General features: G+C 42.0%; 32 protein-coding genes and 1 riboswitch. Of the genes, 5 read left to right on the plus strand and 27 right to left on the minus strand.

The genetic code is table 11. The annotated features are described in order from the left end of the window. From gvpT (IQ19_RS27810) to IQ19_RS17910, 18 genes are all read right to left on the minus strand, one after another. On the minus strand, positions 1-785 hold a 785-nt coding region (gene gvpT, locus IQ19_RS27810), incomplete at its 3' end, for a YtxH domain-containing protein (protein WP_158638849.1). A 66-nt stretch (positions 786-851) separates the two neighbouring features. Further along, positions 852-1,457, minus strand: coding sequence for a YtxH domain-containing protein (gene gvpT, locus IQ19_RS17830; RefSeq protein ID WP_144543748.1), 606 nt, complete (start codon positions 1,455-1,457; stop codon positions 852-854). Positions 1,458-1,476: 19 nt separating this feature from the next. Next, positions 1,477-1,809 (minus strand): gas vesicle protein, encoded by a 333-nt coding sequence (locus IQ19_RS17835; protein ID WP_144543750.1) that lies wholly within the window; start codon positions 1,807-1,809, stop codon positions 1,477-1,479. Positions 1,810-1,834: 25 nt separating this feature from the next. Next, positions 1,835-2,119, minus strand: a complete 285-nt coding sequence (locus tag IQ19_RS17840; RefSeq protein ID WP_144543752.1) for a gas vesicle protein K — start codon at positions 2,117-2,119, stop codon at positions 1,835-1,837. Beyond that, on the minus strand, positions 2,085-2,360 hold the full coding sequence (locus IQ19_RS17845) for a gas vesicle protein (protein ID WP_144543907.1): 276 nt from the start codon (positions 2,358-2,360) through the stop codon (positions 2,085-2,087). The genes IQ19_RS17840 and IQ19_RS17845 overlap by 35 nt, the downstream gene beginning before the upstream one ends. Positions 2,361-2,374: 14 nt before the next feature. Continuing rightward, a complete protein-coding gene (locus IQ19_RS17850) occupies positions 2,375-3,181 on the minus strand; it encodes a GvpL/GvpF family gas vesicle protein (protein WP_144543754.1) in 807 nt (268 codons plus the stop codon). A 13-nt stretch (positions 3,182-3,194) separates the two neighbouring features. Further along, entirely contained in the window at positions 3,195-3,449 is a 255-nt protein-coding gene (locus IQ19_RS17855) for a gas vesicle protein GvpG (protein ID WP_144543757.1), read from the minus strand. Beyond that, a complete protein-coding gene (locus IQ19_RS17860) occupies positions 3,449-4,216 on the minus strand; it encodes a GvpL/GvpF family gas vesicle protein (RefSeq protein WP_144543759.1) in 768 nt (255 codons plus the stop codon). The genes IQ19_RS17855 and IQ19_RS17860 overlap by 1 nt, the downstream gene beginning before the upstream one ends. Next, positions 4,206-5,153, minus strand: a complete 948-nt coding sequence (gvpN, locus tag IQ19_RS17865; RefSeq protein WP_144543761.1) for a gas vesicle protein GvpN — start codon at positions 5,151-5,153, stop codon at positions 4,206-4,208. The genes IQ19_RS17860 and gvpN overlap by 11 nt, the downstream gene beginning before the upstream one ends. A gap of 24 nt (positions 5,154-5,177) precedes the next feature. Continuing rightward, complete coding sequence (gvpO, locus tag IQ19_RS17870) at positions 5,178-5,444, minus strand: gas vesicle protein GvpO (protein WP_144543763.1); 267 nt, start codon at positions 5,442-5,444, stop codon at positions 5,178-5,180. Positions 5,445-5,512: 68 nt separating this feature from the next. Beyond that, positions 5,513-5,773: a gas vesicle structural protein GvpA gene (gvpA, locus tag IQ19_RS17875; protein ID WP_144543765.1), complete on the minus strand. Its 261-nt coding sequence runs from the start codon at positions 5,771-5,773 to the stop codon at positions 5,513-5,515. Between the two features lie 26 nt (positions 5,774-5,799). Next, on the minus strand, positions 5,800-6,270 hold the full coding sequence (gene gvpQ, locus IQ19_RS17880) for a gas vesicle protein GvpQ (protein WP_144543767.1): 471 nt from the start codon (positions 6,268-6,270) through the stop codon (positions 5,800-5,802). A 36-nt stretch (positions 6,271-6,306) separates the two neighbouring features. Then, a complete protein-coding gene (locus IQ19_RS17885; protein ID WP_242021037.1) occupies positions 6,307-6,822 on the minus strand; it encodes a gas vesicle protein GvpP in 516 nt (171 codons plus the stop codon). Positions 6,823-6,863: 41 nt separating this feature from the next. Beyond that, complete coding sequence (gene gvpA / locus IQ19_RS17890; RefSeq protein WP_144543769.1) at positions 6,864-7,124, minus strand: gas vesicle structural protein GvpA; 261 nt, start codon at positions 7,122-7,124, stop codon at positions 6,864-6,866. A 789-nt stretch (positions 7,125-7,913) separates the two neighbouring features. Further along, complete coding sequence (gene thiW / locus IQ19_RS17895; RefSeq protein WP_144543771.1) at positions 7,914-8,402, minus strand: energy coupling factor transporter S component ThiW; 489 nt, start codon at positions 8,400-8,402, stop codon at positions 7,914-7,916. 114 nt (positions 8,403-8,516) lie between these two features. After that, a riboswitch (TPP riboswitch) is annotated at positions 8,517-8,633 on the minus strand. Positions 8,634-8,702: 69 nt separating this feature from the next. Next, complete coding sequence (locus tag IQ19_RS17900; RefSeq protein WP_144543773.1) at positions 8,703-9,086, minus strand: DUF302 domain-containing protein; 384 nt, start codon at positions 9,084-9,086, stop codon at positions 8,703-8,705. A 51-nt stretch (positions 9,087-9,137) separates the two neighbouring features. After that, positions 9,138-9,533, minus strand: a complete 396-nt coding sequence (locus tag IQ19_RS17905; RefSeq protein ID WP_144543775.1) for a DsrE/DsrF/DrsH-like family protein — start codon at positions 9,531-9,533, stop codon at positions 9,138-9,140. 133 nt (positions 9,534-9,666) lie between these two features. Then, entirely contained in the window at positions 9,667-10,776 is a 1,110-nt protein-coding gene (locus tag IQ19_RS17910) for an alpha-hydroxy-acid oxidizing protein (RefSeq protein ID WP_144543777.1), read from the minus strand. A 222-nt stretch (positions 10,777-10,998) separates the two neighbouring features. On the opposite strand from IQ19_RS17910, the gene IQ19_RS17915 reads away from it, so the two are divergent. Then, a complete protein-coding gene (locus tag IQ19_RS17915; protein ID WP_144543779.1) occupies positions 10,999-11,370 on the plus strand; it encodes a PaaI family thioesterase in 372 nt (123 codons plus the stop codon). A gap of 118 nt (positions 11,371-11,488) precedes the next feature. Here the strand turns inward: IQ19_RS17915 and IQ19_RS27815 are convergent, their stop codons facing one another. After that, a complete protein-coding gene (locus IQ19_RS27815) occupies positions 11,489-11,626 on the minus strand; it encodes a hypothetical protein (protein WP_158638851.1) in 138 nt (45 codons plus the stop codon). A gap of 71 nt (positions 11,627-11,697) precedes the next feature. Beyond that, positions 11,698-12,117, minus strand: coding sequence for a CHRD domain-containing protein (locus IQ19_RS17920; protein WP_144543781.1), 420 nt, complete (start codon positions 12,115-12,117; stop codon positions 11,698-11,700). Positions 12,118-12,292: 175 nt separating this feature from the next. Between IQ19_RS17920 and IQ19_RS17925 the strand changes: the two genes are divergently transcribed. Together IQ19_RS17925 and IQ19_RS17930 are read left to right on the plus strand one after the other, a co-directional pair. Continuing rightward, positions 12,293-12,694: a VOC family protein gene (locus tag IQ19_RS17925; protein ID WP_144543783.1), complete on the plus strand. Its 402-nt coding sequence runs from the start codon at positions 12,293-12,295 to the stop codon at positions 12,692-12,694. 137 nt (positions 12,695-12,831) lie between these two features. Further along, entirely contained in the window at positions 12,832-13,332 is a 501-nt protein-coding gene (locus IQ19_RS17930) for a DUF2269 family protein (protein ID WP_144543785.1), read from the plus strand. Positions 13,333-13,359: 27 nt separating this feature from the next. On the opposite strand, the gene IQ19_RS17935 is transcribed toward IQ19_RS17930, so the two are convergent. Then, entirely contained in the window at positions 13,360-14,319 is a 960-nt protein-coding gene (locus IQ19_RS17935) for an alpha/beta hydrolase (protein ID WP_199749495.1), read from the minus strand. A 192-nt stretch (positions 14,320-14,511) separates the two neighbouring features. Between IQ19_RS17935 and IQ19_RS17940 the strand changes: the two genes are divergently transcribed. Continuing rightward, a complete protein-coding gene (locus IQ19_RS17940; protein ID WP_144543789.1) occupies positions 14,512-15,066 on the plus strand; it encodes a GNAT family N-acetyltransferase in 555 nt (184 codons plus the stop codon). Positions 15,067-15,112: 46 nt separating this feature from the next. On the opposite strand, the gene IQ19_RS17945 is transcribed toward IQ19_RS17940, so the two are convergent. The 6 genes from IQ19_RS17945 to IQ19_RS17970 all read right to left on the minus strand — a co-directional run bounded on the left by IQ19_RS17945 (position 15,113) and on the right by IQ19_RS17970 (position 19,860). Continuing rightward, positions 15,113-15,271 (minus strand): YfhE family protein, encoded by a 159-nt coding sequence (locus IQ19_RS17945; RefSeq protein ID WP_144543791.1) that lies wholly within the window; start codon positions 15,269-15,271, stop codon positions 15,113-15,115. Between the two features lie 136 nt (positions 15,272-15,407). Continuing rightward, positions 15,408-16,190: a TerC family protein gene (locus tag IQ19_RS17950; protein WP_144543793.1), complete on the minus strand. Its 783-nt coding sequence runs from the start codon at positions 16,188-16,190 to the stop codon at positions 15,408-15,410. Positions 16,191-16,204: 14 nt separating this feature from the next. Further along, complete coding sequence (locus IQ19_RS17955; protein ID WP_144543794.1) at positions 16,205-16,330, minus strand: FbpB family small basic protein; 126 nt, start codon at positions 16,328-16,330, stop codon at positions 16,205-16,207. Between the two features lie 324 nt (positions 16,331-16,654). Further along, positions 16,655-17,650: a hypothetical protein gene (locus IQ19_RS17960; protein WP_144543796.1), complete on the minus strand. Its 996-nt coding sequence runs from the start codon at positions 17,648-17,650 to the stop codon at positions 16,655-16,657. A gap of 232 nt (positions 17,651-17,882) precedes the next feature. Beyond that, positions 17,883-18,089 (minus strand): twin-arginine translocase TatA/TatE family subunit, encoded by a 207-nt coding sequence (locus tag IQ19_RS17965; RefSeq protein ID WP_110067011.1) that lies wholly within the window; start codon positions 18,087-18,089, stop codon positions 17,883-17,885. Between the two features lie 16 nt (positions 18,090-18,105). After that, a complete protein-coding gene (locus tag IQ19_RS17970) occupies positions 18,106-19,860 on the minus strand; it encodes an alkaline phosphatase D family protein (RefSeq protein ID WP_144543798.1) in 1,755 nt (584 codons plus the stop codon). A 313-nt stretch (positions 19,861-20,173) separates the two neighbouring features. On the opposite strand from IQ19_RS17970, the gene IQ19_RS17975 reads away from it, so the two are divergent. After that, on the plus strand, positions 20,174-20,494 hold the full coding sequence (locus IQ19_RS17975; RefSeq protein ID WP_144543800.1) for a hypothetical protein: 321 nt from the start codon (positions 20,174-20,176) through the stop codon (positions 20,492-20,494). Positions 20,495-20,925: the final 431 nt, after the last annotated feature.

Below are 20,925 nucleotides of genomic sequence, written 5' to 3' on the forward strand. Positions count from 1 at the left end.
CCCTCTGATTGGGACTGGGAGCGTTCCTTGTTCCCTTCACCCTTTGATTGGGACTGGGAGCGTTCATTGTTCCCATCCCCCTCTGTTTGGGACTGGGAGCGTTCCTTGTTCCCATCCCCCCCTGTTTGGGACTGGGAGCCTTTATTTTTAAATGGACCTTCTAAATACGATTGAAAGTCGTTATTATCTTTTTTATCTTGAGATTTGGGCTGATTTTCCTCATTCTTTCCCTGCTCACTCTTCAGCCCGCTTGGGGAAGATGACTTTTTACTATTTTTATTGGAGTCGCCAGTTCCCTCATCCTTTTTTTGGCCTTCACTGTTATTTTTTCTTTCTTGAGCAAGTTTTGTGATCATTTCTTCCAAATGGTCCAAGCGGTCATTAAGGCTTCCATTTTCTAGATTTGACGATTGTTGCTTATTCTCATTTGAATTGCCTTCGTTAGATTTTAGGCTTGTATGATCTCCAGAGTTTTCTCCTGATTCGGAAGAGCTATCCTTTTGGGAATCTCCTTTATTGAATAGTTTTGAAGCTGAATCCTTGATGGAACCCACTGCTTTCTGGGAGTTTTCTTTCACTTTCTGGCCTAAACCTGTTCCTTTGCCGCTTAACTTCTCGGCATTCAAGCTTAAGGCTAGCTTTTTCCCATTCTCTGGATCACTCAAATATCCGATAGAAGCCCCAATCAGTCCCCCTAAAATCGAGCGTCTAAGCTGACTGACATTTGAACTATTTTCGTTTTTTGTTTCTTGTGTTTGGTTCTCACTCGCAATTTTTTCTGCCATGTTAAAACCTCCATTTGTAAAATATCGATATGCTAAGCCTCGTTACTATCCTTATAGATTCATATTTTATCCGTTAGAATTTGATTTGTATGAGGTCTCTTCCTGACCCTCTGTATCCTCAAGGAGTTTGGATAACATCTCTTCTAAGCGATCAAGGCGTTCATTGACATTTTCCTTATCTGAACTTGATGGCTCCTGATTGTTTTTATTAGTATCTTTCTCGTTGTTTGATTTAAGAGTTGTTTCGTTTTCAGTATTTTCTTCTGATTCATTGGAATAGCCTTCAACCGGCACATCCTCTTTCTTGAACAGCTTTCCTGCAGCGTTTTTGACAGATTCTGTTGCTTTCTTTGACTTTTCTTTCATTGTTTGGCCTAAGTTGGATCCTGTGCTTTTTAATTTATCTGCGCCCATACCCTCCTTAAGTTTTTCCCCATTTTCAGGAGTAGCCAAGTACCCAATTGCAGCTCCAATCAAGCCGCCAGTTATCGTACGCCGAATCGGGCTGCCATTAGAACCAGTTTCCTCGGTCTCTGTCTCGTGATTGTTGGTTTCTTGGATTTGGTTTTCAGTAGTGTCTTGTGACTGGTTCTTAGTATTGCTGGTATCTTGTGTCCTGTTTTCGGTATTGTTTGTCTCATGTTTTTGGTTTTCTGCATTTTTAGTTTCCATTGGTCAACAACCCCCTTGTTTAATTGTTAAATTCTTTTGAATTCAAACGGTTTGTGGACATGCCCTGTTCAAGAGATTCGAGTCTTTCCTGGAGCCTCTTATTCTCTTCCTGGAGAGCCTTTGTATTGTTATCTGTAGCTTTGGACGTTAGGTAAGGATCATTTTCCCACCAGTCCATGCCAATTTCCTTTGCCTTATCAACAGAAGCGACAATGAGGCGAATCTTTATGGTTAATAGCTCAACATCCGCAATCCCCACGGTGATGTCACCAGCAATAACCACGCCTTTATCCAATATTTTCTCTAGCACGTCTACAATCGTACTGGATTGCATGGAATGTTCGACTGCCATTTTAAAGTCCTCCTATGCGGCTGAATTACATTAAGCTTCCTAAAGGACCTAGATCAATATTTAAGTCATCATCATCCAAGCCGAAAATTTCTTTCAATTCTTCCATTTTTTCTTCAAGATTCATTAATGCCTCGCCTAAATTTTCGATTTGTTCGTCTGTCAAGGTCCCGCCTTCAACACGCCTAATGGCATGCCTTTCGACAATTTGCCTTAGAAGCTCAATGACGGTTAGTACAAGCTGAGCTAATCCATGCTCTGCATTGTCCGGATCAAGATTAATCTTTCCATTTGTTTGGTTGGCCGGTTGCATGGCTCAACTCCTCCCTTTGTGAGTCAAATTGCTCTGAGGATATCGTCTTGCGATTCCCCTCCTGAGCTTGAACAAGGGATTCTACGGAAGCTATGAGCAACCTCAAGTCTAGGTAAACAAGGTCAACCCCTGCAATTGAGATTACTAAATCTGCTTTAATAGCAACCCCCTTATCAAGAATGACGTCAAGAATATCAATTAAGGCAATATCTTTGTTTTCGATTGATTCTCTTAGTGACATAACCTCATCCTCACTTATGAAAAGCTGGAAAAGTGGTATGCCGGCCATGGCCCGGTTGCCTCAAACTGCCATCCGGCTTTTTGCATACTCTTTTCATAATGTTGAAGCTGTTCTAAAAATACTTCTATTTTAGATTCCGGAATCAGGTATACCCCATTCCAGGTCATATTATCTTTTCTTCCTGTTACATCATTTCCCCAATTTTTTTTGACATTGCCTTTAAGAGCAAACTCTCTAAGGTGTAAATGTATTTGTTCACTAATTTTGTTTTTTTCCTCTTCAAGTTGCGATTCAATCAATTTGTCTAGTTTTTTCTTTTCGAAAAATTGTTTGCCCTTAGGCATCTGACTAATTTCTTCCCTCTTTGCTTCTATTGTTGGATTGCTCTGACTAACCTGTTTTTTTAACAGCTGGTCATCACAGTAGATTTTTAAATTCCATTCTTCGTTTCCGGAAATTAAATCAAATGAACTCATCAATTTGGATTCTTTGGATTGCACGGCGGTTTCCAAACTATTTAGGTTTTTATAAAGCGTGCAAAATTTCAAAGGAATGATGGTGAATATCTTTGAAAGGTTTACTACTGTTTCATGATGATGAAAGGCCTTTTCCTGGAGCCATTCCATATCATCGTTAATACGATCTTTAATACTCTCTTCCGAGTAATTTTCTGCATCCAGATCACAAACTGCAGCCGTAATTTTTCCTATATGAATGGTGTATAGGTCACCTTCCCCATCAAACCCTTTTAAAGTTGGAAACGATTGATTGGTTGCCTCCTTTGTTGGGATTAATCCATATAAATAAATTAGACCACCCATTTTCTCGCTACCCTCATTTCTTCTTTGTCATCTCTTCCCATTGTTCCATTTCCAGTCGTTTTGCCACTTCGTATCTTATAATCAGTTCCTCTTCCTTCGACTTGTAAGCTTCTTCGGGTATTTCACCCAGCTCATACATCATCTGCAGCTGAATGAGCTTTTGCTGAATGGTTGGAAGGTCGTAAAGTTCCTTATCAGCCTCTTCTTTCACCTTTTCCGCTATTTTAATGACAAGATTGATAGGTGCGGAAACCATTTTATGCAGCATCAGGCACCCTCAACAGTTAATCTGATATTGACAAAGTTATATGCGGGCCAAGGTCCGCTATAGCTGAATTCGACCTTATCCTTCCATTTTTCATGCGCCTCATTAACTTTTTGGTCAAACTCGGCTTCTTTATCTCGATCCACTAGAAAGGATGCATTTAGAAGCATTTTTTCGCCTATCGGGTCATTTACTTTTGAAGCTACCGCCGACTCTTTCAATGGGCTAAACACTTCCTGTTTTATTTCATCTTGCAGGGAAGCTATGATTTTTTGGGCAGCCCCGCCCAATTGAATTCTTTCGTAATAGCTCGCGGCTTCAGATTTTCCCTTGACTGCATTTGCCATCTTTTCAACCTGTGAATTTCCGCTAACTTGTGATTCAAGCCACTCTTTTTTCCCAATCACCTTTAACCCAAGTTCAACCTTGCCATTTATTTCTGGGAAAAGCTTCTCAAATTGGGGGTATAAATTTTCAAGCAGTACGCCCACATCCTCCTTTGAATGAAACACATTCCCGAAACTGACCGGTATTACGGCCTGATTTTGTTTCATCACGAGTGACACAGCGTCTTGATGCATCATTAAATTATCTTTATTAGGATGATAGATTTTCATAGGAACCTCGGCAGCCACCATGGCTGCATCTTTATATTGAATCGTAAATAACTCTTTTTTCTCTCCTTCAATTTCAATGGTTCCAAACTTCTCGTCTCCGTCTGTCTGGATTCCGCAAAAAACATATATACCTAATTGTCCGTCATTGCTCATTGTCAGACTCTCCTTTATCTCCACTAGTTGCCTTCATATTCTTGCATGCTTCTAAAATCAGTTTTTCTGCTGCTTTTAATGGTTCATCCGTATCTATGCACCGGCTTACCTGGTGGCCTAATATATCAATGCATAGCCTCTGAAAACTGGAATGAGATCCATCTATTGGAATTCCTTCTTCTTGTGTTAACTTGACTATCATTAATGACGCCCTCAAGCTCGGCCCGTTATCACCTTCACATTCTTTGCGCAAAGCGGCTACAAGGCTGGTAATTGCTTTAGCCTCACTCTTATCAATATCCATTTTTTCCGATACCACTTGTGCTTCCCGGTCACTGTCTTTATGGTCGACAAATATGGTGATGAGCCTATCGAGAAGTGCATCCTGAGTTTGATATACACCTGCATATTCCTCGGGATTGCTTGTGAAAATCACAGCGAAGTCCGGATGAACGCCTACAAAAGGCTCAGTCATTTTTGTTCCGTACAAAGGAAGAATTCCTTCCTCTAAAATGGATAAAAAGATATTATTGGTGCTTGGCTGCGAACGCGTAAATTCATCATAAACAAGCGTGTATCCATTCTTGACTGCTTCCAGTAATCTCCCGTCTTTCCAGATCTCCGTCACACTTTCGTCTCTTTTGTAAACGGAGCGAATATAGTTGTCGACCACCTTTTTGCTTGTATATCCGGTAAAATCACCAATTAAATCCTTATTATTTAATTCATGGTTTCCGTGAATCAGCATGATAGGTTTTTTTCTTCTCTTTGCAAGAGCTAAAGCCAGAGAGGTTTTTCCTGCTCCAGATGGACCTGTAAAGTGGACCGGGTACCCAGCTTTTAAATATTGCAATGACCGGGAAAGCAAGTCTTCTGTCTTTTCGTCTTGTATGATGGCTTTAGTATCCTTCTTGATCTGCTTCTTTAAGACCGTCACTCTTTTTCCTCCCTGTGCCCCGTCCTACACTTCTTGATTAATTGCACTTCTGTAACGAATATCCCGTCGCTTATAAGAAGTGACTTCCTTCTCCTTATTAAGAGAAACATCGTAGACACCCAACATTTCATCTTTTGCGTATTTTTTCATATATTCTTTTTCTTCTATCACTTCCACAGTAAGCTTCCAGCCATTGTTTTCACTCTCTTCCACCGAGGTGATTTTATGAACCGGCGCTACATATTCATTAAAGAATTCAGTAACATTTCCGATAATTATTTTAATTTCCATACTTGCCTCCCGCTAAAGCATCACAGGCCGGGATCGGTTTAATAACCCCGGCTGTGCTTCTTGTTCTTTTAAATACTAAAGCGTGCATTTCTGTCATTTTGCTGAAGTGGCAGTCCGTTTTCTTCCACCTCATCCCGAAGTAATCCGACAGCCTCTGCATAACGCAGCCATGTATCCACACTGGCAATAACCACTCTTGCCTCAACTGTTAAAATTTCAATTCCAACAACTGAAACCCTGACAAATGCGTCGATTACAATTCCTTTATCCAGAATTCGGTCAATAACCTCCGCCAAACTGGAACTATCTGTACTTTTTTGAACTGCCATTGCTGATTCTCCTTTCACCATGTCATTTAAGAACCCATAGTCTTTATGTCATTCGAGGATTTAATATTTTCTGCGGTCTTTATTTTAGTAGCGCCCTTAATATCCTTTGACGTCTTTATGCTGCTGGCGCCTTTGATATTCTTGACGCCCTTTACTTTCTGCTTATCGCCGTCATCTTCATTTGCAGAAGACACTTTCTTTTGGAAGTTCTCTCCTGCTTCAACAACATTCCCAAGTTTCTCTCTTGCTGAAAGCAAAACCTCCTGGGTTTTTTCTTGTGCTTCTCCTGCTTTATGGTGAACTTTATCTGCAAAATCGTCTCTCGCATTCTCCAGTTTCTCGGTGAATTCTTCCCCTTTGTTCTGAATATGCTCTACGAATTTCTCTTTTGCTTTTTCTGCTACTACTTCTTTTGCTTTTTCCTTCAGCGGATCCGGGGCATTCTTAATCGCACTTTTTGCAATTTTCTTAACTATTTTTCTTACTCCTTTGCCCATCCAGTCACCCCCGGTTTATAGAAAAAGGAATTGGCCTTACTTGGTGTCCGCCAGGTCATTTAGCATGTTTTCAATTCTTTGCAGGCGCTCATTTAAGTGTTTGTTCTCTTCCTTGATTTCTTCATACTTTTTCCCGCCATTTTCGCTACTCTCCTTTTTAGGAGAAAGCAGTCCTTCCTCAATTTTATTGAGATAACCCTCAGCTAAATGTTTCACACTGTTTTGCGCCTGCCCGGCCAGGAGTTCCTGAGCTGTTTTTCTAAACTCCTGGCCTGCAACTTTGGCAAATTCAGACTCACTTATAGTTAGAAAGAATTTCTTGCTCGTCTTCGGGTTTGCAAGTAATCCTATTCCTGCACCTACAACCCCGCCGATAATGGCCAGATTCATAGAATAATTAGAGCTTTCTTTTTTTTCTTGCGTTTGACTGGTGTGTTCCGGCGGTTTATTTTCTTCCTTACTCTGATTTACTTCCTGGTTTTGATTTGTTTCTATATTTCCGTTACTTTCCTCATTTTCATTTACTGTATTGTTTGCTTCTTGCGTTTCCATTTTCCTACCTCATTTCTTTGATTTATTTCATAACTTAGGTACTATATACTGAACTCCGGTTTCTGGTTTTGCCCTCTATTCAAAAGACCTTCTTCTTGCACTTCATCTCTTAATAAGCCAACTGCCTCTGCATAACGCAGCCACGTATCGACGCTGGCAATGACGACTCGTGCTTCAACAGTCAGTATTTCAATTCCGACAAGCGAAACTCTTACAAATGCATCAATAACGATTCCTTTATCTAAGATCCTGTCTATTACTTCTGCAAGGCTGGAGCTATCTGTACTTTTTTGAATACTCATATCTCCGTCTCCTTTCAACTTTTTCATAGCGCGGGAGGTTACTTGAAAAATATTTTTTAGGTTTAGTATTTAAATACCTTCACGGTTCACGCTTAAACGGGGCACAATTTACCATTCCCATTCATTTCATGAAATTTTTCATCTTTGCGCCGCTTAGTAATATTAGAAAAGTGATTAGAGCTTCATTTCCAGCGCTTTTTCATCAATTTGTTACAATTTCATTACTATTCCTAAAGATGATAAATACATGGAATAAAAGATAAGATTTTGTTGAAATTGATGTTTAACCTTTTTTAAAAATGGTCTTTCGCCCATGCGGCTTTTTAAATTCAAAAAAGAAAGGAAAAATTATACTGATATAAAACCCCAACCCGAATTTCTTTCCTTCCTGTCCATAAAAAAGGCGTTTAACCCCACAACTATAGAAGCACTTCTCAATAACGAACACAATCTTACTTTTTAACATGTGCACGGACGATATTTCAAAACAAAAAGAGGAGCACAATAAATTGCTCCTCAAGCTAGTAGTTTTCTTATTGTTAGTTAAACTTTGATACCGTTTCTTTTCACTTGTTGCGAAGAAGCTGTTGCAGTCGCGAGCTTTGATACCACCTCTTCCCGCTTAAATCGGAGAAGTTGTTTCTTAGCTGCTCCTTGATGCCATTTCTTTCCGCTTAAGCTGGAGATGCTGCTTCATTCCAGATCATTGCCGCCACTTATATCGCCTTTTCCCAGAGAAGCTGCTTCTCCCCCTATCCTTCAGTTCAGCAGCGGCCACCTTAAAAAACCTCACATATTCTGCACTAGATTCTTCTCCTTCACTTTAGCCAGAATCATCCAGCCGATTGCCGCACCGGTAAAGCTACTGACGAGAAATGGCGGTACAAAGAAGAATGCGCCAGCCGTGCTTCCCATCAATACCTTTGCAAATGGAACAGCAAATAGTGCACCAAATACGCCTGTACCCACAACTTCACCAACTGCAGCCCAGATTTTCCGGCCGAATTTTAAATAAAGCACGCCAGCCAGGAAAGCACCGATCATTCCGCCTGGAAACGCAAGCAGTGTACCAAACCCCAGTAAGTTCCGCAGCAGGCCGATCATAAACGCCACTCCCACAGCCGGCAGCGGCCCAAGTGTTACTGCGGCAAGCACGTTAACCGCATGCTGGACCGGATAGGCTTTGGCCACTCCTGCCGGAAACCATAGTAAATGAGATCCCATGGTTCCAATCGCCACAAATAAAGCCATCGTTGTCAATAAACGGGTCCTGTTCAATTTAACCTCCTTCCTTAAGGGCAGCCTGATCGCTTATCACTAAGAGAAGTGTAAAAATAAAAAAGCCAGATCCGCGAAGGAACCTGGCTTGGTTTAAGTATAAATGATTCGACATACCGTCAAAGCCTACTTCCCTCCGCTGGCATTAACCAGATCAGGTTATTAAGAGTCGGAAAGCTATATCGCGCTTCCCTCTCAGCCCGCACATTCGGGGCACCCCTAGTAGTTTTATAAATATTTAATTTGATAAGCTATTTCAAGCTTAACAAAATATTCCGGCACTGTCATCATTCTTTTTGCTTAGATACTTTTATCAATACATCCGATTAAACGGTTTTCGATATCAGCCGCAATGCTTTGAACGGATTCATCATTTACGAGTTCAATCATGCTTGTCGGCTTAGGCAAGCCAATTTTCGTCTTGCTGCCATCTTCATACACGACAATTTTACAAGGCAGGAAATAGCCAACCATTTTATTCTGTGTTAATACGCGATGTGCTTCAAACGGATTGCAAACCTCTAAAACACGGAAGGATTCATTATAATCCAGCCCTTTTTCCTGCAGCTTTTCCTGTACGTTAAACTGCCAAAGAACGCCGAACTTTTCTTCCTTCAGATTCTCTTCAAGCGAAGAAATCGCTTCATCAATCGATTTATCAGTTTCAACAGTGTATTCGAACATGTTGGCATCTCCTTTTGTATCGGTATTTTGGTCGATCGGTAAATGCTTCGATTAGAATGTTAGCGTTACGTCCGCACCGTTGGCAAACTCAAGGAATGTAACCGCTCCGCCAACTTCTATTCCGTCTATAAAAGCTTCTTTTTCAAGGCCCATAACATCCATTGTCATTTGGCAGCCAATGAATTTAACACCTAAGTCCTGTGCCATTGCCACTAATTCAGGGATTGCCGGTACATTGCCTTTCGCAAAGCCTTCTGCAAAATGCTCTTTTCCTTCAGGCATTGGAAGCTGCTGGTATGCTTCTTTATGGATTAAGTTTAACCCTTCGAAAGTGAAGAAAATTGCTACTTCTGCATCTGTCGCTGCTGCCGCAGTCGCGATGTTGTATACCTTGTATGCATCAAATAACCCGCCGTTGCTTGCAATAATCGCTACTTTTTTACTCATTGTAATTCCTCCTAAAAATTCATTTGAGACCTTATGTAATCTCTTATACCTCTACTCCTATAGGTATATTATAAAACATAGATTCTTCTGTCAACAAAAAAACTCCCTTTCTCTAGGGAGTTTTTCTCTCAATCTATCTTATGAGCTGCAGACTAGTTATCTCCTTCAGGCTGCTGACCCCTGCCAACGAGAGGGAAACCTTTGTTTCTTCTATAAAATTAGCAAGCACCTTTTCAACACCTGTCTGGCCGCCAATGGCTAATCCATACACAAATGGCCTTCCCAGGCAAACTGCATCCGCCCCAAGCGCCAGCGCTTTTACTGCATCTGATCCACGGCGTATACCGCTGTCAAATAGCACCGGTATCAGGCCATTGACTGCCTTTGCAATTGGCCCAAGTGCATCGATCGCCGCCGTCACACCGTCCAGCTGCCTCCCCCCATGATTGGAGACAATGATGCCGTCTATCCCTTTTTCAACCGCGAGCTTCGCATCTTCCGGATGGAGAATGCCTTTTAATAGAATCGGCAAATTAGTTTTCTCTTTTAATCTCGCAACATGCTCCCAGCTTAATGTAGGATGGTGAATATTATCGAGGATTCCCCGAACCACATCGCCGTCCTTAAGAGAGCTCATAAATACCGGATCAGATTCATAGTTGGCTTTTCCATAGCCAAGCTTTAATGGGGAAAAATTGTTCCTCAGATCCGCTTCCCTCCATCCCATCATGACTGTATCGACCGTTAAAACAATCGCTTCGTACCCGGCTTCCTCCGCCCGGCGCATCATATTGAAGGCCGTTTCTTCATGGTTGGACCAATAAAGCTGGAACCACTTCGGGCTGCTGCCTGTTGCTGCAGCTATCTCTTCAATCGAATAGCTTGAAACTGTGCTCTGGATAAAAGGAACATGGTAAACAGCCGCAGCCCTGGATGAAGCAATCTCTCCCTCTTCATGTTCAAGCCGCTGCATTCCAATCGGCGCCAGAAAAATCGGATAAGGATACGTTTTCCCGAAAAGTGTAACACTTGTATCCGGTACGGAAACATTCCTGAGCATTCTTGGCACAATCGAATATTTCGCGAAAGATTCCGTATTCTTTCTCAGTGTTTCTTCCCCTCCCGCACCTGATTGGACATACCCAAATCCCCCGGCCCCCATTTTTTTCTCTGCTTCTTTCTCCAGCTCTATGTAGGAGATCGGAAAATTCTCTGCGAAGCTAATGTTCTCTACCTTTGCCATCTTTCCAGTCCTGCCTCTCACTTAAGATTTAGAATTTATTGAAAATGATAACACTTTTTTTGATTTAAATAAACCTGGTGTAGGTTCCGCTGTTAAATTTGGGATTTCGCGGATAAATGATTTGCACCGACTTCACAGCACAAGAATTTCTCCAAAAAGCAGGGATTTCATCAAAAAATCGTGAATAAATCATCATATCTTATCCAAATTGGAGTGTAAATAATGCTAATCAAACAGCCTTTTGATGAATTTTTAAAATTTCATTATGAAAGAATTGATGAAACCCATATGAAAGTCACATTGCCGATCCAGCCGCTCTTCATCAACAGTGCGGGTCTTGTCCATGGCGGAATTATTTCCACACTGGCGGATGTAGCGATGGGGAATATTTTTAAACCGGATGAAAACCACATGCAAACCGTCGTGACCGCTGATTTAAAAGTTAGCTTTTTAAAGGGTGCCACCGGTGAATACCTGATTGCCGATGCCCATCTAATAAAAAGAGGCCGCACTCTGAACCATACAGATTGCCTGATCTACAACGACCAAGATCAGCTTGTTGCCAAAGCATCTGGCATTTTCGCCTCTATCTGAGTTAAATTTAATTCCAATTTTCTGATTCACGGATATCTGGACAACCGGGTTTTCCATACTGATGATGCTTATGATTACAAAAAGAGACTCCTCAAACAGGAGTCACTTTTCTGGTTTCTTAATACTCAATCTCATCATAATCCTTAGGCTGCGGAATCGGCTGGCCGCCCTCATGCTTGCCAAACTCATTGATGAGCTGCTGCTCTTCAGTGAGGGAGTTTTTAGGTTTTTCTTTATTTTCATCCTGCTTTTTCAACGTTATGACCCCTTTCAAGTGTTCTAAACATTAATATGCTCACTTTTCAAGGAATCAATCATTCATGCTTATTAGCCCCAATAAGGCTTGATTTGTCCGCGAATCTCTCCGTCTGGATTTTGGGCTGTATGCACGTTAACATATGTGTCCCCATCACTCATTAGGTCTATAAGAACGGATAGAGGTTTTCCTTCTAAATGACCCACTAGATCCCTGGCTGTAATGATCCCTTCTACAACACCCTTATTTACACTAATGTCAGGATCGATTAAGCCGAAAAGAAAAACCACAACTGGACCGTTTACACCCCTTCTTCCTAAATGAATATGAGCTTGAGTAAAGTTGGAAAGATCATTAACGGTCAAACGGTAGCCCATTTTCTTCTTATCCTTGCTTACTTTAAATTTTGCAGTGCCAAAAGCATCTGTACGAACTGGCGGAACTTCTTCAGAACCTTTTAACCTGGCAAAAAAAAGTTCATTTCTGTCCATTATTACACCTCCCGTTCATTACACAATTTAATGATATATTTTATGCCTTGGGGCAAAGAATGATTGTACGAATATGGAGATATGGCGTTTAATTGGCTGTATGCATAGGGAAAGAAGGATTTTCCCCCCTTCCCGCCAATTAATTAATATAGCTAAATTCCAAAGGAGGGCAAACATGTCCAAATATATTTTTCATATCGCAACCGTTGAGATTCCAGTTTCCAATCTGGATCGATCGGTTGAATTTTATGTGGATGTTCTTGGAGTGGAAGTGGAATTCAAAGGAGAGAAAAATGCCATGCTAAGCTTTCAATCAAAGGGTGTGCCTACGATTTTCCTGGTTGAAACCGAAGAGCGGAACTCTCTTTCCTTTGTCAATTCCAATGACCGCGTCGAGCATAGTGTCATTGATTTTTATACACCTTCTTTAAAAGAGTTCCATGAATCGCTTCAGGAGAAGAACGTAGAAGTTGGGCCTCTCAACATCTATCAGGAACAGGGCCTAGGCGGCTTTGGCTTCAAAGACCCCGATGGCAACCTGCTAAGTGCCTGCAATGTGCTGCATCAGGGGCAATAAGCTCGCTCATTAACGTGCAGGTTTATTATTTACCAAAATAAGACCAGCGTCCTACCCCAAATTACGGCGGAGGCTGATATGGACATCCTTTTTCCCTTGCTACACTTATGATGTAATTCAAAAGGGAGGGAAAAAGGTTGAAAAAGCTAGGCACAAAAGCGACCAGGTGGCTGAAAATTCTTCATATCATTCTTGTTTCCTTATTTTTCGGCGGCATTACGAGTTCGCTCGTTTTAAATTTCACCATGGAAATGGCCGCTTATGATCAAACCGTGGAACTGTATAAAAATGTGGTAACAATTAGCGACTACATCGTTCGGATTGGGGCAGTCGGAACATTATTAATTGGCTTCATTTATGGACTTTTTACAAACTGGGGATTTTTCAAGCACAGGTGGGTAACTGTCAAATGGGTTTTATTCATCATTCAAACCTTTGTCGGGATTAACATTGTCGATGAATTGATGATGGAAAATATGGCTCTGCTTGAAATGGAAGGCAGCAAGGCACTATCGAATCCTGTTTTTATTGATAATCATACAATTCGCCAGTATGCCGTCTACTTTCAGGTCGCTGTTACCGTCTTCATTTTTGGTATATCCGTTTTAAGGCCCTGGAAAAAGAAAAAGCAAAAATAAAAATGGCAGTGAGTCACTGCCATTTTTCTAATGGACAAGCGCGCTATCAAGAAATTCCTTCAGTCTCTCCTGATATTCCTGCTCTGCGACCGTATATCCGTCTGTATGACCTGCCCCCGGCACCATCCACAGCTCTTTCTCGCCGCCAGCTTCCTCATAAATCTCATAAGCCATATCCGTCGGCACCAGATCATCCTGATCGCCATGGATGATAAATAGCGGAAGCTCGTTTTTCTTCACCTGTTCGATAGCCGACGCTTCATTGAACGAGTATCCAGCCCTTATTTTTGCAAAAACGCTTGTCACCTGCATCAAAGGGAAAGATGGCAAATGGTAAATATGTTTCAGTTGATGGGCTAGTTCTTCATGGACCGTCGTATAGCCGCTATCCGCAATAATCCCCTTCACTTCAGGCGGAAGATCTTCGCCGCTTGCCATCAATACGGTTGCAGCTCCCATTGAGAATCCATGCAGGAAAATGCTGTCTGCACCAATTTCCTCTTTCAATAAATCAATCCACCCAAGATAATCCTTGCGCTCATGCCAGCCATATCCAATATAATCGCCTTCGCTTTCCCCGTGCCCTCTGGCATCAGGCTTCAGCACCTCATACCCCAGTTCGTAATAATACTTGGTGATGCCCGGCATCTGCCCACTATTCCCCTTATAGCCATGAGCCAGAATCACTGCTTTCCCGTTCGAATCCGGATTTTTCAAAAAGCGAGCCTTCAGCTTCAAGCCATCTTCAGAGGCGATCTCAAGCTGGTCAAAGGTTTGTTCCTCCGTCCACTTCATAACCTCCTCCAGCTTCGCCTGTGTCTCCTCCTCTAACGCTGCGCTGGCAGTCTGCGCTTCCCCGCTATATAAATCAACCGGATCATGGCTTCGATTGATCGCCACATTGTAAAAATAATTCCCAGCACCAAGCAATGCAGCGGATAATAAAATCAGCACACTGCCGGCAATCCAAATCATCCTCTTTTTCATCAATAAATCCCCTTTTCACATTCGCAATCACCCTTGTCCGCCAAGGTGCTGCAGCCATTCAATCAAACGTTTGATTAAAATGCTTTTTATACTCTTTTAAAGTGAAAGAGTAGTAATTTATCTCATTTATTATATATTTATAATAATAGAAAAAGATGTACAAAATAATTTTATAAAGGAAAGAACGCGCCCATGATAAAATTAACATTTTTTACAGAAGAAGACTTTAACCTGCTTATAAGCTGGATAACAACGCCTGAACTCATGGTTCAATGGAGCGGTGCCCATTTCAAGTACCCGCTTGATCACGAGCAGCTGACAAAATATATCAGCTCTGCCAACCAAGAAAACAGCACTGAGCACATTTTTAAAGTAATAGAAGCAGAAACAGATGAAGCCATTGGCCATATCTCACTGGGCAGAATGGATCCCGTAAACGAAACTGCCCGGATCGGGAAAGTCTTTGTCAGCCCTGCCTCCCGCGGAAAAGGCTATGCATCCGAAATGATCCAGCAGATCCTCTCCATAGCTTTCGAGAAGTTTAAATTAAATAGAGTCAGCCTTGGTGTGTTTGACTTTAATAGAGGGGCAATAAAAGTCTACGAGAAAGCAGGCTTCCAAAAAGAAGGACTTCTCAGGCAAACAAATAAGGTGAAGGATGAATATTGGAACCTGATTGAAATGGGCATCCTCCGTTCCGAATGGCATGAGCAGACTGGGCCCGGCAAGATTCAATCAAACGTTTGATTGAAAAAAAGAGCTCTGCCAGCTGAATGGCAGAGCTCCTTAAAATCTATTTATCATTTTTATCATCGGATTCCTTGGAATCCTGGTTCTGTTCTGCTTTATATGCCTCTTTAAACTCACTGCTATAGTTCACTTCCTGTGTGTCGGTTAAACCATTGCTTTGTTCAGTATTGAAGCCTTTATACGGTACATTTTTATCCTTCATATAATTTCTTCTTTCTGATCGTGTCTATTTTTTGTTTACCCTGTTCAGAAGGAAAAACATACGCGATTTGCCGTCCCTGAATGCCATTTTTCTTCCCCAATAAATCAAGGCAGAGAGATCTCGGCCTTGCCTTTTATTAGCTTGCTTTTTCCTCCACCGGCATTTCCTTTTTTTCCTTGGATAAAAACCAGCCGCCTAGCGCAATTAGGATGAGGACCACGTAAAAAGTGATTTTCCATTCAGGCGATTTGGCAAAGCCTTCAGGAAGGATGGCCAATGCAGGATGGGACATAGTGTAGACAGCCAATTTGACGCCAACCCATCCGACAATCCCAAAAGCGGCAATCTCGAGGCCTGGTCTCTTATGCAGCAGATCCACAAAGAAGTTAGCCGCAAAACGCATAATGATTAATCCGATCATTCCTCCGGCAAAGATCACCAGGAACTTTCCGCTATCTAGTCCGCCTATGTGCCCTAGACCTGTATCCGGGAGAGCCACAGCCAGCGCAACGGCTGCAAGAATGGAGTCAACCGCAAATGCAATATCCGCAAGTTCCACCTTAAAAACAGTCATCCAAAATCCGGATTTCTTTTTATCCTTTTTAATTCCTGCTTCTTCCTCGCCCTTCTTGACGAGTGTTTTTCTAAAGATATGGTTAATGGCGATGAACAGAAGGTAAAGCGCACCGATCGCCTGCACCTGCCACACATCTACAAGGAACGATATGGCAAAGAGGGATCCAAAACGGAAAACAAACGCTCCAGCCAATCCGTAAAATAATGCTTTCTTCCTCTGCTCTTCCGGAAGATGCTTCACCATAATCGCTAAAACGAGCGCATTATCGGCAGCCAAAAGACCTTCCAAAGCGATCAGCAGCAACAATACCCAGCCATACTCCAATAAAAGCGATAATTCCACCTAAAAACCCTCCCTTATTTTATCTTTGTATATTTTTCATCAACACGTTTTTCAATCTTCGCAAGTTGTTCCCGATCCTTAAGGAGCTCTTCTTTGTTTTTCTTAATCAGTTCTGTAAACGAAATCTTTGGCTTCTTCATTTCAGGTCTCCTTTCCTTCAATTTTCAAGTATGGATAGCTTCGCGCTGTTTCCTTGCAAGTTATGTCATATGAAGGTTTTTTCATTTGCCAAGCTTTATAAGGCAATAAAAAAACCTTTACCAGCAAGCGGTAAAGGTTTTTAAAAACAAAAAGACCTTTACCCGAAACAGGCAAAGGTCTTGCTAACAACGGTAAGGTTGCCAACAAAGCCGGGAGCTCTTAACTCCGAAATGACGACTCTGCTGTAAAAGCTACTCCCCTTTAGGAGAAACTATTCAACTATTTAAAACAATCATAATACATCTCACTAAAGCTGTCAATCCTTATGCAAATCGGTAATAAATTAAAATGAACGTTGCAAGCACAAAAATAAAGTTAAGGAATACAAACACAAATTGATCAGTTTTTGTTTTGTGCAGCTTAATCGGCGGGTTGTAGAATGACACTCCTTCAATAATAAAGATAATCAGGACAATATGGATCATAAAATGGCCGATGACCTCTGTCATCCCAAATAGCATTGTCGTTGTGATAAAAATAATCGTCACAACAAAACCGATAACCCTGTTCAGAATTCCCACAACCAATAAATAACCAACAATAAACTCAATAAACGCTGCCATTACTACAAACGCAGCCGGTGCAAAACCAAATGTCGGTACTCCGTGATTGGCAACGATATCAAGCGACATGCTTGGATACACCCATTTTTCCACAGCCACCCAGCAAAGGGACAATCCTGTTCCTAAATAAAGAAATGGAAAGCCTGCCTTCTCAAACTTTGTGCTGCCGACCAATAATACACCGATAATCGCTACATAATAGCCATAATCAAGCATGTGGAAAATGCCATTATAGAGGGCTACGTAAACGAATAAACCCAATAATATAACTGCCGCGATCTTCGTAGAGATATGATGTGGAATCAGCAAGAATCCAATCGCAGCCCAGGTTAGAATTATAGCCAGTGTGTTGCTTAGCTGAAATTCCGGCGCAAACAGCGTTCCATTAGCCACCTGGATCATTAAAGCAACTGCAGTTCCGTACTTCAGGATATATCTGCTGTATTTGCGGAAACCTGAGAGCCAGTCATCAAGCTTTTTGATCTTTGCCCAATCTGTTGTTTTCGGAATCACTAAAGTAAGCAGCGCAAGTACAATCGCAGCGGCTAGCGACAATCCCATAAATAATGGCGATAATATATTTTCAATGGTTTCTTTTTGAGGTGTTACATTTGTGAACCACTTCACATGAGCACTCGTAAAAAAAGGCGTCATTACAAGTCCTATTATTAAAAGAAGCTGGAATAATTTTTTCATGATGTCATTGCCTCCTTGATGGCATTATAAATTTAAATAAACAATATAAGTACAGTATTAATATATAATACTTTTCGTTGCTGGGGAGCTTTAAAATTGAACATTATGTGAAATGTTTCACAATATCTTTATGATAAAATATACGAGCCATTACCATTTGCAATCATTTATGTTTATCTTACCCATTACTATACAAAAAAACAGGCGAATCCCCCCGCCTGCTTCAGCCTTACTATTTTTCCTTTTTCACAGCCGCCAAAACCGGCTTTTTCTCTTCGCTCTTTTCTTCGTCTCCCACTAAATCTTTTGCTGCGCTTTTAAACTCTGTTAACGTCCGGCCAAATGCCCGGCCGATTTCAGGCAGCTTGGATGGCCCAAAAATAATCAATGCAATCACAAGAACAAGAATTAAACCTGGTATTCCGATATTGGATATCATCTGCTCACCCCGCTTTTTAGTTTAAGACCTTTTTGCGCTTTTTCTCAAGCTGCTTTTCATGTGCACGGGCGTGGGCGCGGTGGCGGTCTTCCTCCACCTCGGCAGTCATTTTCACACCCTGAGGGACAGCTGAAGTTGATACTTGCTTCAAGCCTCCCTGATCTTTTTCAAAAACAAAGGAAGCTCTTGTTGAGATATCTGCTCCTGGCTCTGTTACATAAGGAAGCACCCGGTAATCGGCACGCCACTGACCTGGCGTTACCTGGCAGCGGACATAGCCTCTGTAGTTGTTGAAAAATTTAATATGCGGATTTTCTGCAAGCGTGCGTTCCGTATCTGCTCTAACATCGGAGCCGTTTCCGCCTGAGGTAATCGAAGTTCCGACAAACTCGGCTCCGATCAGTCTTGAATTCTGGTCATTATAATCAGTAAGAAGATTGGAAGCCCAGCTCGCATGAACGTCACCAGTCAGTACAATCAGATTTTCCATATTATTGGAGGCAGCAAAATTCGTCAGGCGCTGGCGGGCAGCCGGGTAGCCGTCCCAGGCATCCATGCTGAATCTCGGAGATGTACTTGTCCCAAAATTCCGCTGCGCAAAAAACACCTGCTGAGCCAGTACGTTCCAATGGGTACTGGAGTTGGCAAGATTATTTTCAACCCACTGTTCCTGTTCTTTTCCAAGAAGAGTGCGGTTTGGATCCAGCGACTCAGGAGTATGCGGTTTGCTGCCATCGCCGTTCGCCTGATCATCGCGATACTGGCGGGAATCAAGCACAAGAAATGAGGCAAGCTTGCCATAGCTAAATTCCCTGTACAGCTGCATGCCCTCTCCATGAGGCATGGAAGATAAACGGAGCGGCATATGCTCATAGTATGCCTGGTACGCAGCAGCACGGCGTTTGATAAACTCTTCTGCGGATTGGCCTTTCTCCGGAATCCCTGCTGCATAGTTGTTTTCAACTTCATGGTCATCCCATGTAACAACCCACGGGAAGGCAGCATGGGCTTCTTTAAGGTGGATGTCCGACCTGTACTGCGCATGGCGGTTCCGGTAATCTTCCAGGGTGACAATTTCCGGGCCGCTGTGATGCCGGACGTTCCCTGTTGGTGAGATATATTCGTTTGGTCCGTATTCATATATGTAATCGCCCAGGTGGATAACCAAATCCAAATTTTCCTTAGCCATATGCTGGTATGCTGTAAAAAACCCATGTTCATATTGCTGGCAGGAGGCAAAAGCAAACGACAAGCTTGCCACGTCAGCACCAGCAGAAGGAAGAGTTTTCGTTTTGCCGATTGGGCTTAGCTCATTGCCAGTTTTAAAACGATAATAATAAATAGTATTTGGCTTTAAGCCATCTGCTTCTACATGCACGGAGTGGGCTAAATCTGGGACAGCAATCTCTGTTCCGTGCTTAACAATTCTACGGAAATGCTCATCTTCAGCAAGCTCCCAACTGACTGGTACAGCGTGATTAGGCATTCCTCCTCCATTAAGCAGATCCGGCGCAAGCCTTGTCCATAAAACTACACTGTCTGATAGAGGATCTCCTGAAGCAACACCTAGCGTGAAAGGGTACTTGCTGAATTGAGGAGCCGCTTCAACATTCAGATTCCCTACTCCCAGCGACTGTGCCATCGTCAGGGCAAGCGAAAATCCTGCAATTTTGCCTGCTCCCGAAAGAAAGCTGCGGCGGTCAATATCCTTCTTCAAGCTTTCCTCATTGAATTTCCTGATTAACTCATCAATCGATCTTTCATTTCTCATTTCCTTCACCTCTTTAAACAATCTGGATTCATGTTTGATTATAAGAGGTTTTTTTTAAAGCAATATGAAGATATGTAAAGGGGGCCAGCTGTATACCTGACTATTTTAACAGGACTTTTGTCAGTAACTGGTTCCCTCACCCTCCGTTACTTTTCACTCACCTCCAAATTATCCAAATACACTTGGACCATTGGCCCCTTCTTTCTTAACAATTTTTTCATAGAATATTAACGAATATTGTCAGAATCTTTTTGTTTACTAATCTATCAAGTGTGGTTATGATAAATACAATCTTTTAAAAAGGGGTGAGGAGTTGAAAAAGTCTAGATTAATGCCGTTTGTGCTGCTGTCCATTTTCTTATCCTTCCTCATCACTCAATATCCTGGCGTCCATATTAATGGAATCCCTATGGACGAAAGCAAAGCCATAACTGTATCTGAACTGGCGGAGAGCTTTCTTTTAAAAGATGATCCTAAAAAACATGTTTTCACACAGGTCTCAAAGCCCTTAGCACTCACTAGCCTGGCGATCATCCTGTTCCTATACAGCGCCATGCATATTATCGCCCGCAGGAAAAAGATCTTCTATACCCCCATTTTCTACGAGGCGAACTATGTGATTCACACTCCTTAATTGTCAAAAAAACAATTAAAGGAGGAAAACGAAATGATGTGGATGCGATTCGTAATGATCGGCCTTTTTTCATTAACAGCTTCCAGCCTGTTTTTTTATCAGGGAACGGAAATTTACCACGCCTTTGCGGAATACTTTAAACAAAAATAACCTTTTCAAGCGCCCATGGAAATCTCTGGGCGCTTTTTTGCTGCTCCTTAAACAGGAAAGTGAGGGAGTTGCCGATATGCATGGATATTGACCCTTTTCCCCATTAAAACTTAAATAGTGTAGGTTTCTTTTAAGAAACCTACAAAAATTGCATTTTTTAATAAATTTCTGCTTTTTGTTTACCATGTGCCATCTTTCTGCTATTCTACAGGCACGATTGATGCCCTTTTGTTCCCCTGCTCTTCCCTTTTCTCATTCCACGGGCACGATCGAAGCCCTTT

This window comes from Cytobacillus oceanisediminis (assembly GCF_007830235.1).
GTDB classification, from domain to species: Bacteria; Bacillota; Bacilli; order Bacillales; family Cytobacillaceae; genus Cytobacillus; species Cytobacillus oceanisediminis.